The sequence below is a fragment of the Pseudonocardia sp. EV170527-09 genome, assembly GCF_008369905.1.
In the GTDB taxonomy this organism is placed as follows: Bacteria; Actinomycetota; Actinomycetes; order Mycobacteriales; family Pseudonocardiaceae; genus Pseudonocardia.
In genome coordinates, this window is the sequence record NZ_VRMC01000045.1 from 18,883 (window position 1) to 34,386 (window position 15,504).

The 15,504-nt window shown below is 73.9% G+C and carries 12 protein-coding genes and 1 pseudogene; 2 read left to right on the forward strand and 11 right to left on the reverse strand.

Annotated elements, in window-relative coordinates:
- The 6 genes and pseudogenes from FVA95_RS15570 to FVA95_RS15595 form a co-directional block, all read right to left on the reverse strand.
- The gene (locus tag FVA95_RS15570; RefSeq protein ID WP_149664880.1) at positions 1-1,287 is read right to left on the reverse strand and encodes a thymidine phosphorylase; all 1,287 of its coding nucleotides are present in this window, start codon (positions 1,285-1,287) and stop codon (positions 1-3) included.
- Entirely contained in the window at positions 1,284-1,685 is a 402-nt protein-coding gene (locus FVA95_RS15575) for a cytidine deaminase (RefSeq protein ID WP_060714343.1), read from the reverse strand. Before FVA95_RS15575 ends, FVA95_RS15570 begins: the two co-directional genes overlap by 4 nt.
- Before the next feature lie 39 nt (positions 1,686-1,724).
- Complete coding sequence (locus FVA95_RS15580; protein ID WP_149664881.1) at positions 1,725-2,960, reverse strand: ABC transporter permease; 1,236 nt, start codon at positions 2,958-2,960, stop codon at positions 1,725-1,727.
- Positions 2,957-4,036: an ABC transporter permease gene (locus FVA95_RS15585; RefSeq protein WP_149664882.1), complete on the reverse strand. Its 1,080-nt coding sequence runs from the start codon at positions 4,034-4,036 to the stop codon at positions 2,957-2,959. Before FVA95_RS15585 ends, FVA95_RS15580 begins: the two co-directional genes overlap by 4 nt.
- Positions 4,033-5,629 (reverse strand): annotated as a pseudogene (locus FVA95_RS15590) (ABC transporter ATP-binding protein). Before FVA95_RS15590 ends, FVA95_RS15585 begins: the two are co-directional and overlap by 4 nt.
- On the reverse strand, positions 5,541-6,689 hold the full coding sequence (locus FVA95_RS15595; RefSeq protein WP_149664883.1) for a BMP family protein: 1,149 nt from the start codon (positions 6,687-6,689) through the stop codon (positions 5,541-5,543). The pseudogene FVA95_RS15590 and the gene FVA95_RS15595 overlap by 89 nt, the downstream one beginning before the upstream one ends.
- A gap of 193 nt (positions 6,690-6,882) precedes the next feature.
- Here FVA95_RS15595 and FVA95_RS15600 point away from each other — a divergent pair, with 193 nt between their 5' ends.
- Both FVA95_RS15600 and FVA95_RS15605 read left to right on the forward strand, forming a co-directional pair.
- Positions 6,883-7,332, forward strand: a complete 450-nt coding sequence (locus FVA95_RS15600; RefSeq protein ID WP_149664884.1) for an SRPBCC family protein — start codon at positions 6,883-6,885, stop codon at positions 7,330-7,332.
- 171 nt (positions 7,333-7,503) lie between these two features.
- Positions 7,504-8,913, forward strand: a complete 1,410-nt coding sequence (locus FVA95_RS15605) for a D-alanyl-D-alanine carboxypeptidase family protein (RefSeq protein WP_240051528.1) — start codon at positions 7,504-7,506, stop codon at positions 8,911-8,913.
- 379 nt (positions 8,914-9,292) lie between these two features.
- Here the strand turns inward: FVA95_RS15605 and yhjD are convergent, their stop codons facing one another.
- From yhjD to FVA95_RS15625, 5 genes are all read right to left on the reverse strand, one after another.
- Positions 9,293-10,357, reverse strand: a complete 1,065-nt coding sequence (gene yhjD, locus FVA95_RS15610) for an inner membrane protein YhjD (RefSeq protein WP_149664885.1) — start codon at positions 10,355-10,357, stop codon at positions 9,293-9,295.
- Between the two features lie 43 nt (positions 10,358-10,400).
- Complete coding sequence (gene trpS, locus FVA95_RS15615; protein WP_075310254.1) at positions 10,401-11,414, reverse strand: tryptophan--tRNA ligase; 1,014 nt, start codon at positions 11,412-11,414, stop codon at positions 10,401-10,403.
- A gap of 25 nt (positions 11,415-11,439) precedes the next feature.
- The gene (locus FVA95_RS15620) at positions 11,440-12,342 is read right to left on the reverse strand and encodes a helix-turn-helix domain-containing protein (protein ID WP_149664886.1); all 903 of its coding nucleotides are present in this window, start codon (positions 12,340-12,342) and stop codon (positions 11,440-11,442) included.
- 198 nt (positions 12,343-12,540) lie between these two features.
- Complete coding sequence (locus FVA95_RS30860; RefSeq protein WP_161992322.1) at positions 12,541-12,714, reverse strand: hypothetical protein; 174 nt, start codon at positions 12,712-12,714, stop codon at positions 12,541-12,543.
- Positions 12,715-12,807: 93 nt separating this feature from the next.
- Positions 12,808-15,447: a bifunctional FO biosynthesis protein CofGH gene (locus FVA95_RS15625; RefSeq protein WP_149664887.1), complete on the reverse strand. Its 2,640-nt coding sequence runs from the start codon at positions 15,445-15,447 to the stop codon at positions 12,808-12,810.
- Positions 15,448-15,504 lie beyond the last annotated feature (57 nt).

The window sequence follows — 15,504 nt, forward strand, 5'->3', positions numbered from 1 at the left end:
TCAGCCGCCCCGGCGGACGTCCAGCACCAGTTCCCGCTCCGGCGGCGGGTCCGCGGTGATCAGCAGCGCCGCGCCGGCGAGCAGCCGCCGGGCCGCGGGGAGCCGGTCGGCGTCGTCGGTGTGCAGTTCGGCCAGCGGTGTCCCGGCGCGGACCTCGTCGCCCGGGCCGACCAGCAGCCGGACCCCGGCCCCGGCCTGCACCGGGTCCTCCTTCCGGGCGCGCCCGGCCCCGAGCTTCCAGGCCGCGGTGCCCACGGCGAGCGCGTCGGCGCCGGCGAAGGTGCCGGACCGCTCGGCGACGACCGTCTCGACGTGCGCGGCCACCGGCAGCGGCGCGGACGGGTCCCCGCCCTGCGCGGCGATCATCCGCTCCCACACGTCGTGGGCGGCGCCCGAGGCGAGCACCGCGGCCGGGTCTGCGTCGGGCAGACCGGCGAGGGCGAGCATCTCGGTGGCCAGCGCGACGGTGAGCGACACCAGGTCGGCGGGCCCCCCGCCGCGCAGCACCTCGACCGACTCGGCGACCTCCAGGGCGTTGCCCACGCAGCGGCCCAGCGGGCGGGACATGTCGGTGAGCAGCGCGGTGGTCGGCAGGCCGTGGGCGGCACCGATCGCGGTCATCGTGTCGGCGAGCTCCCCGGCCCGCGGCAGGGTCTTCATGAACGCCCCGGACCCGACCTTCACGTCGAGGACCAGCCCGCCGGTGCCCTCGGCGAGCTTCTTGCTCATGATCGAGCTGGCGATCAGCGGGACGGACTCGACGGTGCCGGTGACGTCGCGCAGCGCGTAGAGCCGCCGGTCGGCGGGGGCGAGCGTGGGCGTCGTCGCGCAGACGACCGCGCCGACCTCGCGCAGCTGCGCGGTGATCTCGTCGGTGGTCAGCGAGGCGCGCCAGCCGGGGATGGCCTCCAGCTTGTCCAGGGTGCCGCCGGTGTGGCCGAGCCCGCGCCCGGACAGTTGCGGCACCGCGGCCCCGCAGGCCGCGACGAGCGGCGCCAGCGGCAGCGTGATCTTGTCGCCGACGCCACCGGTGGAGTGCTTGTCGACCAGCGGGCGTCCGACGTCGCCGAAGTCGAGGACCTCGCCGGAGTCGATCATCGCCTGGGTCCAGTGCGCGATCTCGCCGGGCTCCATGCCGTTGAGCAGGATCGCCATGGCCAGCGCGGCCATCTGCTCGTCGGCGACCTCACCGCGGGTGTAGGCGTCGACCACCCAGTCGATCTGGGCCTTCGACAGCGTGCGGCAGTCGCGCTTGGCGGCGATGACCTCGACCGCGGAGAAGCTCACGGCAGGTCCTCCGGGCCGAACGCGTCGGGCAGCACCTCGGTGAACGGCAGCACCCCGCGCGGGGTGTCGCACAGCAGGGTGGCGCCACCGAACTCGTGGAGCACCTGGCGGCAGCGGCCGCACGGCATGAGCAGGTCGCCGTCGCCGGAGCGGCAGGCGACCGCGAGCAGCCGTCCGCCGCCGGACAGGCGCAGCTGCCCGGCGAGGGTCACCTCGGCGCAGACGCCGAGGCCGTAGGAGGCGTTCTCGACGTTGCAGCCGGTGACGACCCGCCCGTCGTCGACGAGCGCGGCCGCGCCGACGTGCAGCCGGGAGTAGGGCGCGTACGCCCAGGCCGCGGCCTGCACCGCGGCGGCCCGCAGGGCATCCCAGTCCGGGACGGGAGCGTCGGGCCGCATCATGTCCGCACCCGCTCCGGACGGTCCCCCACCTGCCATCTAGCGTCCTTCCCCGCGCCGGTACGGCTCGCCGAGCCGGGCCGGTGGTCGTAGTCGTTGCGAGGCCGCCGCGAGCACGATCAGCGTCACCAGCTGCGGGGCGTAGGAGGCGAACTCGCTCGGCACGGTGTCGACCGACCAGTAGATCGCGTACACCAGCAGCCCCGCGACGAGCGCGACGGCGGCGGCGGTCCACATCCGGCGGATCGCCCACAGCACCGCGACGACGACCGCGACCAGCGTCGCGCCGTAGAGCAGCGCGTGCACCGCCTCGCCCCCGGCACGCAGCTGCAGGCCGTCGACGTAGCCGAACAGCGCCGAGCCGACGAGCAGCCCGGCAGGCCGCCAGTTACCGAAGATCATCGCGGCGAGGCCGATGTACCCACGGCCGCCGACCTGGTTCTCCAGGTAGCCGAGCTGGCCGGGGTTGAGCACCAGCGCCGCACCACCGAGCCCGGCGAGCGCGCCGGAGATCGTGACGGCGATGTACTTGTGCAGCACGACGTTCACACCGAGCGACTCCGCGGCCACCGGCGACTCGCCCGCACTGCGCAGCCGCAGCCCGAACGCCGTCCGCCACAGCACGAGGTAGCTCACCGGGACCAGCGCGACCCCGATGATCAGGATCGGCGTCAGGCCGGTGACCAGCCCGGACAGCAGCCCGGCGAGGTCGGAGACGAACACCCGTTGCTGGGCCTGCAGTGCCGCGAGGCCGTCGGAGACCCCGGGGATCGAGAACTCGGTGAACCCCTGCAGCCGCGGGGACTGGCGCGGGTTCTGCGAGACCGGCGTGAACACCAGCGTCGCCAGGTACTTCGTCAGGCCCGTCCCGAGCAGCGTGATCGCGACGCCGGAGACGATGTGGTTGACGTTGAACGTCACCGTCGCGACGGCGTGCAGCAGCCCGCCGAGCGCGCCGAACACCACCCCGCCGAGCATCGCCGCCCACGGGCCCCACTGGTAGCCGGCCCAGGCCGCGCCCCAGGTGCCGAGCACCATCATGCCCTCGAGGCCGATGTTGATGATCCCGGCGCGTTCGGCCCAGAGGCCGCCCAGGCCGGCGAGTAGGATCGGCAGCCCGAGCCGGACCGCGGCGGACGCGGTGCCGCCGGAGGTCAGCTGGGTCTGGCCGGTCAGCGTTACCGTGATCGCCAGGACCGCGACGAGCGCGGCCGCGATCAGCGCCGACCGGGCCCAGCCGGGCAGGGTCCGCGCACGTTCTCCGACCGCGGTCACGACGACACCTCCGCGGGTTGCGGTGCGGGAGCCGCGGCGGCGACCCGCCGTTGCTCGGCCCGCCGCTCGACCCGGCGGACGATCTCGTAGGCGACGACCACCGACAGCACGATCAGGCCCTGCATGATCAGCACGATCTCCCGCGGGATGCCGACGACGTCGAGCGCCACCGCGGACTTGTCCAGGAACGCCCACAGCAGCGCGCCCAGCGCGATGCCGACGGGGTGGTTGCGTCCCAGCAGCGCGATCGCGATGCCGGTGAAGCCGTAGCCCTGCGGCGAGGACAGCGTGTAGGCGTGGTCGCGTCCGAGCAGCTCGGGCAGCCCGACCAGCCCGGCGACGGCGCCGGAGAGCAGCAGCGCGACGACGATCGTGCGGCGCGCGTTCACCCCGCCGGTCGCGGCGGCCGTCGCCGACTCGCCCGAGGCACGCAGCTCGAAGCCGAACCGGGTGCGCCCGAGCAGGAACCAGTAGCCGACACCCAGCGCGGCGGCGACGAACACCATCCCGAAGATCTCGCCGTTGCCGACCCCGATGCCGGGGAACCAGCCCGACTCCGGGATCGGCGGGGTGGTGATGTTGTTGCCGCGCAGCTCGCCGAAGGTCTCGGCGCGGATCAGGTAGGCGATCAGCCCGGTGGCGATCGCGTTCAGCATGATCGTCGAGATGACCTCGGAGACCCCGCGATAGGCCTTGAGCAGCGCCGGGATCGCGACCCAGGCCGCACCGGTCAGCAGCGCCACCACCATGATCAGCACGGTGTGCAGGACCGGCGGGAGAGCCACCGTCCCGCCGACGATCGCGGCGACGCAGGCGGCGACCCGGAACTGGCCCTCCACACCGATGTTGAACAGCCGCATCTGGAAGCCGATCGCGACGGCCAGCGCGGCGAGGTAGTAGACGGCGGCGGAGTTCACGGTGTCCACGACGACCGTGCCCGACCCGACCTGCGCGAGGATGGTGGTGACCGCCGTCCACGGCGACGCCCCGCTGATCACCAGCGCGACCCCGCACAGCAGGGCGGCGACCGCGATCGCCAGTACGGGCGCGACGACGGCGCCCCGCAGCCGGCTCACGTGGCTGCTCCGGTCATCTTGGTACCCAGCTCCTCGGGGGTCACGGTCGCGGGATCGGCGGTGCCGACCAGCCGCCCGCCGGAGATGACGGCAAGGGTGTCGGACAGGCCGATCAGCTCGTCCAGGTCGGCCGAGACCAGCAGCACCGCGAGCCCGGCGGCCCTGGCCCGACGCAGCTCGGCCCAGATCCCGGCCTGCGCACCCACGTCGACGCCACGGGTCGGGTGGGCCGCGATGAGCAGCACCGGGTCACCGGACAGCTCCCGTCCGACGACGAGCTTCTGCTGGTTGCCGCCGGACAGCGCGGCGGCCATGACGTCGATGCCGGGGGTGCGGACGTCGAAGTCGCGCACGATCCGCTCGGTGTCGGTGCGCGCGGCGGCGGTGTCCAGCAGCCCGCGCCGGGCGATCGGCGGCCGGGACTGGAACCCGAGGATCCGGTTCGCCCACAGCGGCTGCTCGCCGAGCAGGGCGTGCCGGGACCGGTCCTCGGGGACGTAGCCGATGCCGGCCTCGCGGCGGGACATCGTCGACGCCGCCGAGATATCGGTGCCGTTCAGCAGCACCCGACCACGGGCGTGCCTGCGCATGCCCATGACCGTCTCGACGAGCTCGGTCTGGCCGTTGCCCTCGACGCCGGCGATGCCCAGCACCTCACCGGCGTGCACGACGAGGTCGACGCCGTCGAGCAGGTCACGGCCGCCGTCCGGGCTCGGCAGCCCCAGCCCCTCGACGCGCAGCACCTCCCGGTCGGTCACGGTCGAGTCGCGGGTCTCCGGCGAGGGCAGCTCCGAGCCGACCATCATCTCCGCCAGCTCGCGGTTGGTGACGGTCCGCGGGTCCGCGGTGCCCACCGTGCGGCCGCGCCGGATCACGGTGATCCTGTCGGCGACCGCGCGGACCTCGTCGAGCTTGTGCGAGATGAACAGGAACGTGTAGCCGTCGCCCTGCATCGCGCGCACGGTCGCGAACAGCTCGTCGACCTCCTGCGGGACCAGCACCGCGGTCGGCTCGTCGAGGATCACCGTGCGGGCACCGCGGTAGAGCACCTTGAGGATCTCGATGCGCTGCCGGTCGGCGACGCCGAGGTGCTCGACGAGCGCGTCCTGCCGGGCGGCGAGCCCGACGGTCGCGGACAGCTCGGCGATCCGCGCGCGGGCCGCCTTCCCGATGCCGTGCAGGCGCTCGGCACCGAGCAGCACGTTCTCGGCGACCGTCAGGTTGTCGGCCAGCATGAAGTGCTGGTGGACCATCCCGATCCCCGCGGCGATGGCGTCGGCGGGGCTGCGGAAGTGCGTGTCCGTCCCGTCGACGACGATCGTGCCCTCGTCGGGCGTCTGCATCCCGTAGAGGATCTTCATCAGGGTCGACTTGCCGGCCCCGTTCTCGCCGCAGAGGGCGTGGACCTCACCGTGGGTGACGGTGAGGTCCACGCCGTCGTTCGCGACGACGCCGGGGAACCGCTTGGTGATTCCGCGCAGTTCGACCGCGTGGCGCTCCTCGGTCACTTCGTGGACTTGACGTCGATCTGTCCGGCGATGATCGCGGCCTTGTACGCCTCGAGCTGCGGGTCGATGTCGTCGACCTGGCCACCGGAGGTGGAGTAGCCGACACCGTTGTTGGCGAGGTCGAACCGCGCCGGGAGCTGGGCGACGGTGTTGCCCGCGACCGCGTTGACGTAGTCGTAGACCGCCACGTCGACCCGCTTGATCATCGACGTCATGATCGTGTCGCGGACCTGGGTCAGCTGCGGCGAGTTGTACTGGTCGGAGTCGACGCCGATGGCCTTCTTCTGCGCGGTCTGCGCCGCGGCGAAGACACCCTGGTTCGACTGGCCCGCCGCGGCGAAGGAGATGTCGGCACCGCCGTCGTACTGGCCGGAGGCGATCTCGGTGGCGCGGGTGGCGTCGTTGAAGCCGGTGAAGTCGCCCGCCGGGGAGATGTAGGCCGACTCGACGTCGATGCTCGGCGCGACGGCCTTGGCGCCCTGCGCGTAACCCACGTCGAACTTCTGGATCAGCGGGTTGTCGACGCCGCCGATGAACCCGACCTTGCAGGTCGAGGTCTTCAGCGCCGCCGCGGCACCGACCAGGAACGAGCCCTGCTCCTCGGCGAAGACCAGCGGCTTGACGTTCGGCAGCTCCACCGTGTCGTCGTCGACGATGGCGAACTGGACGTTCGGGAACTCGGTCGCGACGGTCTTCACGCCGGTGGCGTAGTTGAAGCCGACCGCGATGATCGGGTTGAACCCGCTCTGGGCGAGCTGACGCAGGCGGTTGGTGCCGGCGTCCTCGCTCTCACCCGCCTGGGCGGTCGCCTCGCGCGTGTTGGCCTTCTGCAGCCCCAGCTCGGCGACGGCGCGGTCGAGCCCGGCGGCGGCAGCGTCGTTGAACGAGGCGTCGCCGCGGCCGCCGATGTCGTAGGCGAGGCCGACCTTCAGCCGGCTCGCGTCGGCCTTCGGGGCCTCCGGCGCCGGCTGGGCCGACGCGGCCGGGACCGACGGCGGCGCGACGCGCTCGCACTCCCCGGCCTGGGCCCCGCCGCCCCCGCCGGTGTCGCGCGCGCAGCCCGCGAGCGTGAGTGCCGCCGCGGCCACGAGCGCGATCGCGGTCGCGTACCGGCCCCTGCCTCCGATGCGCTGGTTGATCCGCACGAGGTGTCCTCCCCCTCCGGCGCCACCGGTCGGCGGCGCGTGTCCGGACGGGACCGTAACTGCTGGACAACGGTTTCGGCAGAACTCGAAACACGGCCGTGACGCGGAATCGTCGAGCGGTTGACGGACGGTACCGTCCGCGCACCCGGACGATCTTGTACCGGGAGGTGACGGCTGTCGTCGAGGAGGATCGATGGATCGCGCGGAACGTACGGTGCAGGCGCCGCCGGAGCGGGTGTGGGAGCTGGTCTCCGACATCACCCGGGCGGGTAAGTGGAGCCCGGAGGCCACCGGGGGGCGGTGGCGGGGCGACGCGACCGGGCCCGCGGTGGGCGCGCGGTTCACCGGCGGCAACCGGCACGGCCGGATCCGCTGGTCGACGCACTGCCGGGTCACCGAGTGCGAGCCGCCGCACCGGTTCACCTTCGTCGTGACCGAGTCTCGGACGGCCTGGGGCTGGATCCTGGAGCCTGCGGGCGACGGGGCGACGACCGTCGTCGCCTGGCGGGAGAAGGTCGGCGAGGCGGCGCTGCCGGTACGGCTGCTGCAGCGCAGCGGGATCCTGGGCCGCGACCGCGAGACGCTGATGCGCGACGGGCTGGAGCGCAGCCTGGACCGGGTCAAGGAGATCCTCGAGCACTGAGCACTGAGCACGACCGGCGGCCGGGCATGATCGCCAGGAGTGGAGCGCGGGACGCAGTGCACTCGCCAGGGCACTCCACTCCTGGCGATCATCGTCCGGGGGCCGCGGCGCGCGGTGCCGGTCCCCGGTGGTCCGGTGCGACGACGTGCGGCGGTGGGCCATGCTGCACCGGTGACCGCCTCCCCAGGACGTGCATGCCGTGCCACGCCGCTCGCGCTCCTCGTGGTGGTGCCGCTGCTCATGGTGCTGACGCTGCTCGGGCTGCCCGGGACCGCGGCCGCCGGCGTCCCCGGGGCCGCGCTCCCCGGCGCGTCCGGGGCCCGCGACATCGCCTCCGGGGCCGCCGCTTCCCGGGCCGGGGCCGGCGCCTCCGGGACCGCGGCGACCCCGACCGGGGTGCCCGGCGCCGCGCCGGTCACCGCGACAGCAGGATGTCCGGGCCAGGACGCCCCGCCCGGCCCGCCCGCACGGGAGGAGACGGTGCCGGTCGCCCCACTGCCCGTGCCCTCGCCGGCGGTCGGCGGGCTCGACGGCTGCGGTGACGCCCACACCGGACCGGTGCCGCCCCCGCCCGTGGGGGTGGCGTCCTACGTGGTCGCCGACCTCGGCTCCGGTGCCGTGCTCGCCGCCCGCGCCCCGCACGCGCGGGAACGTCCGGCGTCGACGATCAAGCTGCTGCTCGCGCTGGTCGTCGACGAGCGGCTGCCGATGGACCGGGTGGTCGTAGGCACCACCGAAGACGCGAACGTCGACGGCAGCCGGGCCGGGATCGGCCCCGGCGGGCGCTACACCGTCGACCAGCTGCTGCACGGGCTGCTGCTGTCCTCGGGCAACGACGCCGCGAACGCCCTGGCCCGCGAGCTGGGCGGCGTCCCGGCGACGCTGGCCGCGATGCGCGAGGAGGCCGCCGACCTGGGTGCACTCGACACCCGCCCCGCGACGCCGGCCGGTCTCGACGGCCCGGGGATGGCCTCCTCGGCCTACGACCTGAGCCTGCTGCTGCGCGCCGCACTGGAACGGCCGCGGATCGCGGCCGCGCTGACCACCCGGAACATCCCCTTCCCCGGGTTCGCCGACAAGCCCGGCTTCCTGCTCGGCAACGACGACCGGCTGCTCGGCACCCCCGGCTTCCTCGGCGGGAAGAACGGCTTCACCGACGCCGCCCGGCACACCTTCGTCGGCGCGATGGAGCGCGACGGGCGACGCCTGGTCGTCGCCGTGGTGCGCGGCGAGCAACGGCCGGTGCGGATGGTCGACCAGGCCCGGGCCCTGCTGGACTGGGGCTTCGGCGCCCCGGCCACCGGGATCGGGACACTGGTCGAGCCCGGCGCCACCGGTTCCGCCGACGGCTCGGGCACGACCCCGGGCGCCGCGGCCCCCGCAGGCGGCGCCGACGGCACGACGACGGCGTCCGGAGAAGGCGCGGACGGGGCGACGGGGCGCACCGACGAGGCGGCGACGACCGACGCCTCGGATCCCGCGGGCGCCCCGCCGGTTCCGGCCGCGGTGCTGGTCGGCGGGGTCGCCGCGCTCGCCGACGTCGGGGCGCTGGTGGCCGCGCGGCTACGCCGGCGTCGTTGACCCGGTCCCGGACGCCGAGCGTTCGGACCCACGGACCACCCCGGCGGCCCGGGCCCCGGGACTCTCCGCGCGCCGATCACCGCGTGGACGTTCGTCGGGCCCCGCCCGACATCCCACTCCCGACCGCCCCGGCACCCCGGAGCCGGGCGCGGGACGCGTGGGCGCCTGGTGCGTAGTCGCTTACCGGGTAAGCGAGTTCGTGGGGCCCCGTCCCCACAGCCCCGCGGACGACTGCTCCCCCGCACGACGGCCGCCGTGGCGCAGGCGGCGCCGTGCCCGGGCCGGCGCCGCACCCGGTGAGCGCAGCGCCCGGTCGGCGCAGCACCCGGTCAGCGCCCTACCTGGTCAGCGCGCCCTACCTGATCAGCGCCCTACCCGGTCAGCGCCGTCGGCGCCCCAGGGCCCGCAGGCCGAGCGCTCCACCGATCAGGCCCGCGGTCAGCAGGCCCGCCGAGGCCAGCGCGCCCGGACCGTCACGGACGACGTACTGCGGCCGGATGATCGCCGGGGCGGGCAGGTCCCGGGAACCCTGGTCGTTCTCCTCGGCGCTGGCGGCCCAGGCGGTCACGAACAGCAGGAACCGGGAGGTGAAGAAGATGAAGATGAGCAGACCGAGGATCGACCCGAACGCGGCCCCGGCCGGTGAGGCGCCGATCGTCGCGAGGTAGACGACCATGACGCGCTGCAGGATGGCGAACCCGATCGCGCCGAGCAGCGCCGCCTTCACCGCGCTGCGCAGGGTGACGGGCTCGCGCGGGAGCCGCGCGATCACCCAGAGGAAGACCAGCCAGTTCCCGCCGATGCCGACCAGGAACGACAGGACGCTGAGCAGGAACCGGGCCCAGCCAACGTCACCGAGACCGACCAGGCCGAGCAGCGACGAGCCGAGCGCCCCGGTCACCGAGGCGATCGCGAAGGACGCCACCAGGGCGAGCCCGAGTCCGACCAGGGCGAGCAGGTCGAACGCGAGCCGCTTGATCATCGGTGGGGCTTCGTCGCGCTGACCCCACTGCTCGGTCAGCGCCTCGCGCAGGTTGCTCATCCAGCCGATGCCGGAGTACAGCGCACCGATCAGACCGACCGCACCGATCGCGCCGGCGCGGTTGATCGCGGTGTCGACGACCTGACCGAGCGTCTGGCCGAGGTCGCCGGGAGCGGCGCTGGTGATGCCGTTCCGCAGCTGCGCCACCAGATCCGGGTTCCCCCGCAGCACGAAACCGGCGATCGCGAAGCCCACCATCAGCAGCGGCACCAGCGCCAGGATCGAGAAGTAGGTGATCGCCGCGGCGTAGTGGTCGCCGTGGTTCTCGGTGTAGCGCTCCCCCGCACGCACCAGGTGGTCCAGCCACGGATGCTTCTCCCGCTGGCGGTCGAGGAAGGTGTCGGTCTCCTCCTCGTCGGTCTCCAGCCGGTGCGCGATCGTGGCGGCGCGGTTCTCGGCCATCATTCCCCCGGTTCGGTGGTACTCCCCGCCCCGGGCGCGCGGCTCAGACGGGCGGGAGGAACCCGATCCTCTCGTGAACCGCGGCCAGTGTCGCGCCGGACACCTCACGCGCACGGGTGGCACCGCGGGCGAGCACCCGGTCGAGTTCGGCCGGGTCGGCCAGGTAGCCGTTCACCTTCTCCGCGAACGGCTCCGCGAACGCGGCGACGATCTCGCCCAGGTCCTTCTTCAGGTCGCCGTAGCCGCGGCCGACGTACTCGGCCTCGACCTCGGCGACCTTCCGGTCGGTCATCGCCGCGTTGATGGTGAGCAGGTTCGCGATGCCCGGCTTGTTCTCCGGGTCGAAGCGGATCTCGCGCTCGTTGTCGGTGACCGCGGAGCGGATCTTCTTGGCCGAGGTCCGCGGCGGGTCGAGGAGCTCGACGATCCCGCTGGGCGACGACGCCGACTTGCTCATCTTCGCCGTCGGGTCCTGCAGGTCGTAGATCTTCGCCGTGGCCTGCGGGATGTGGGGCTCGGGCACCCGGAACGTCTCGCCGAACCGGTGGTTGAACCGCTGCGCGAGGTTGCGGGTCAGCTCCAGGTGCTGGCGCTGGTCCTCGCCGACCGGGACGCGGTCGGCCTGGTAGAGCAGGATGTCCGCGGCCTGCAGGATGGGGTAGGTGAACAGCCCGACCGTCGCCCGGTCGGTGCCCTGCTTGGCGGACTTGTCCTTGAACTGGGTCATCCGGCCGGCCTCGCCGAAGCCGGTGATGCACTCCAGGATCCAGGACAGCCGCGCGTGCTCCGGGACGTGCGACTGCACGAACAGCGTGCAGCGGTCCGGGTCGAGCCCCAGCCCGAGCAGCTGCGCGGCCGCGACCCGGGTCCGCCGGGCCAGCTCGGCCGGGTCGTGCTCCACCGTGATCGCGTGCAGGTCCACGACGCAGTAGAACGCCTCGTGGTCGTCCTGCAGGGCCACCCACTGCCGCAGCGCACCCAGGTAGTTGCCGAGGTGGAACGAGTCGGCCGTGGGCTGGATCCCGGACAGCACCCGGGGACGGTGGGCGTCGTTCATGTCCGCCATCGTTCCCTACCGTCGGTCATCTCGGGCGCACCGGGGACACCGAGTCCCTGGCGAACGCCCGCCCGCACTGCTCGCAGTCCAGCCGCACCCGGAGCGGCTGCCCGCAGGCCCGGTGGCGGATCGTGAAGTCGATCGGGGCGCCGTCCGCGCCGCACCAGCGGTGCGACCACTCGACCAGGCAGGCGTGGATCGGGAAGCAGGCGCGCCCCTTGTCGGTGAGTCGGTACTCGCCGTCGCCGCTGCGGCTGAGCACCCCGAGCCCGACGAAGCGGCGCAACCGGTCCGACAGCACCTCCGGGGAGATCGCCAGCTCGTGGGCGAAGCAGCTGAACGCCCGGACACCGGTGAGTGCGGCGCCGATGACCGCGGCGCCCCACCGGTCCCCGATGATCTCCATGGCGCCGGGGAGGAACGAGAGCGGGTCGGCGGGCAGCGTGCCGCGGGTGCGCCGCGGGTGCCGGCGGGCCAGCACGTCCAGCCCCTGCGCCCACGGCTCGCGCTCGGCCTCGGTGTCCCGCGGGCCGACCGCGTCGCCACAGGTCGCGCAGCACACCCGCACCCGGGTGGGGCGCCCGCAGTCGCGGTGCACGATCTCGGGGAGCGGGACCTCGCGCGGGACCCAGGTCTTCTCCCAGTCCCAGGTGCAGATCAGCAGCTTCCAGATGTCACCGCCGCGCTCGGTGAGGACGTAGCCGCGGCGCTCACGGCCGCCGTCGGCGTAGCTGCAGGTCTCGAGCAGGCCCGCCTCGACGAGCCCGCGCAGCCGCGCCGACAACGTCGCGTCGGAGATGTTGAGGGTCTCCCGCCACCCCGCGTACCGGCTGATCCCGAGGAACGCACGCTGGAGGATCAGCAGCGTCCAGGTGTCGGCGAGCAGGCCGAGACCGCGCCCGACGGCGCCCAGCTGCTGCGGCCGCACCCGCTCGCCTCCCTTGACCCCGGACTGCGCAAGATCGTACCGTTGCCTCACTCTGCCGATCGAAGTCACACACCCGGGTGTGTGACCGGCGGCGGGGTGGGCCGGAGCCGGGGGGTCGGTCCACCGGCCGGGACGGACGTCCTGCGGCAGCGCGGTGAGGGGGCCGCGGCAGCCGCGGGCGTCGTCCCGGTCAGCACGTCACCCGTTCTCCTGCTCCTCGGGCTGCGGGGCTGCCTCGTCCGTCACGGCCTCGACCCTCACAACGCCCTTGTCGAGGTCGATCGGGCCCAGCCGCCACTGCTGCCCGCCCTGCGCGGCGTCCGAGTCCTCGTGCATCCGCTTCCGCGGGAACATCTCTCCGAGCACACCCATACCGCCACCGTACGGCGATCGGCGGCCAGGCCGGTCCCGCGCGGCCGGGGGCTGCGCGGGACCGGCCGGGCTCACACCAGGCCCAGGCCGGGGTCAGGCCGGGGTCAGCGGCAGCATCCGCGGCCCGGTCCCCGACGCCGGGGTGAGCACGCGGGGCTCGCCGCGGTAGGTCGTCGTCCGCTGCCGGACCGGGCGACCGGCGGCCGCGGCGATCGCGGTGAGCTCGGCGACCGAGCGCTCGGAGCCGTTCTCCGAGCCGGCCATCCGGGAGATCGTCTCCTCCATCAGCGTGCCGCCCATGTCGTCGGCGCCCCCGGCCAGGATGTCCGCGGCGAGGTCGTCGCCGAGCTTCACCCAGGAGCACTGGACGTGGTCGATCCGTCCGTGCAGGGCCAGCCGGGCGAACGCGTGCACCGCCCGGTTGTCGCGCTCCGTCGGACCCGGCCGGGCGATCCCGGCCAGGTAGATCGGGGCGTTGTGGTGCACGAACGGCAGCGGCACGAACTCGGTGAACCCTCCGGTGCGGTCCTGGATCGACGCCAGGGTGCGCAGGTGCCCGAGCCAGTGCCGGGGCTCGTCGACGTGGCCGTACATCATCGTCGAGCTGCTCGGGATCCCCAGCTCGTGTGCGGTCGAGACGACCTCGATCCACTGCGATGCCGGCAGCTTGCCCTTGGTCAGGACCCAGCGGACCTCGTCGTCGAGGATCTCGGCGGCGGTGCCCGGGATCGAGCCGAGCCCGGCGGCCTTCAGCTCGGTCAGCCACTCCCGGATCGACACTCCGGCCTTGGCGGCGGCGGAGACGATCTCCATCGGGGAGAACGCGTGCACGTGCATCCCGGGCACGGCCGCGGTGACCGCGCGGACCAGGTCGGCGTAGAACGACACCGGCAGCTGCGGGTCGATGCCGCCCTGCACACAGACCTCGGTGGCGCCGTCGCGGGCGGCCTCGGCGGCGCGCTGGGCGACCTCGTCGAGCGAGAGCCGGAAGGCGTCGGCGTCGCGCTCGCGCTGGGCGAAGGCGCAGAACCGGCAGCCGACGTAGCAGACGTTCGAGAAGTTGATGTTCCGGTTGACCACGTAGGTGACGTCGTCCCCGTTGACCTGCCGGCGCACGTCGTCGGCGAGGTCGAGCAGGGTGCGCAGCGCGGGCCCGTCGGCGGTCAGCACGGCCATCGCCGCGTCGGCGTGCGCCGGGTCGAGCAGCGCAGCCGGGTCGGACGCGGCCAGGTCCAGCCCGGCCCGGACGTCGGAGTCGAGCCGCTCCGGCGCCGCCCCGTGCCCGGCGCGCTGGTGCTCCAGCTCGGCGGCCACCTCGTTCCAGTCACCGTAGACGTCACCGAAGTCGCTGCGTCGGTCCTCGGTGCGCCCGGTCGTGTCGATCGTGGAGTTCAGGTCGGTGCGCCCGGTCGAGGCGAACCCGCCGTCGGGCTCCTGCCACGCCCGCCCCTCCACGACGGCGTCGGGCCGGGCGAGCCCGTCCGGTCCGGACAGCGCGGCGACGTGGCCGTGCAGCCGCGCGTCGATCCACGGCGACCCGGCCCGCACGTACTTCGGGTAGGCGGTGAGCCGCTCCCGCAGCGTGAAGCCCTCGGCCGCGGTGATCGCGGCCAGCTCGTCGACGGCCGGCCACGGCATCTCCGGGGACACGTGGTCCACCGTCACCGGGGAGACACCGCCCCAGTCGCCGATCCCGGCGCGCAGCATCAGCGCCTGCTCGTCGCCGACGAGGTTCGGCGGCGCCTGCAGCCGCACCTTCGGGCCGAGCACCAGCCGGGCGACGGCGATCGTCGCGGCGAGATCGTGCAGGTCGGCGTCGGGGTCGTTCGCCATCGCGGTGTCCGGCTTCGCCCGGAAGTTCTGGACGATCACCTCCTGCACGTGCCCGTGCGCGCGGGCCGCGGAGCGGATCGCGAACAGCGACTCGGCCCGCTCGGTGCGGTTCTCCCCGATGCCGATCAGGATGCCGGTGGTGAACGGAACGCCGACACGGCCGGCGTCGGTGAGGGCGCGCAGCCGGACCGCGGGCTCCTTGTCGGGGCTGCCGAAGTGCGGGCCGCCCTTCTCGAACAGCCGCTGCGAGGTCGTCTCCAGCATCATCCCCATGCTGGCCGCGACCGGCTTGAGCCGGGTCAGCTCCTCCCAGCTCATGACGCCCGGGTTGAGGTGCGGCAGCAGCCCGGTCTCCTCCAGGACAGCGATCGCGCACGCCCGGACGTAGTCCAGCGTCGAGTCGTAGCCCCGCGCCTCGAGCCACTCACGAGCCTGCGGCCAGCGGTCCTCGGGGCGGTCGCCGAGGGTGAACAGGGCCTCCTTGCAGCCCTGCGCGGCGCCCTGACGGGCGATCTCGACGACCTCGTCGCGCTCCAGGTACATGTCCTCGAGCTTGTGCGGGACGGTCGCGAACGTGCAGTAGTGGCAGCGGTCGCGACAGAGCCGGGTCAGCGGGATGAAGACGTTGCGGGAGTAGGTGACGACGCCGGGGCGGCCCTCCTCGACGAGTCCGGCGTCGCGGACCCGGCCGGCGTGGCCGAGCAGCTCCTCCAGGTGCTCGCCGCGGGCGGCGAGCAGCACCGCGGCCTCGGTGACGTCGAGGGTCGACCCGTCGCGGACCCGGCGCAGGGCCCGGCGGAACGCGGAGTCCGAGGGGACCGGCTCGGCGGGCGCGGGGGTCGGGAGGGGTACCGGCGGGACGGCCTCGGCCGGGACAGGGGCGGCAGGAGTATCGGCCATGCCACCCACACTAGGTTTCGCGGATCACCGCAGCGACCGTCCGTTTCCCGGCGATGG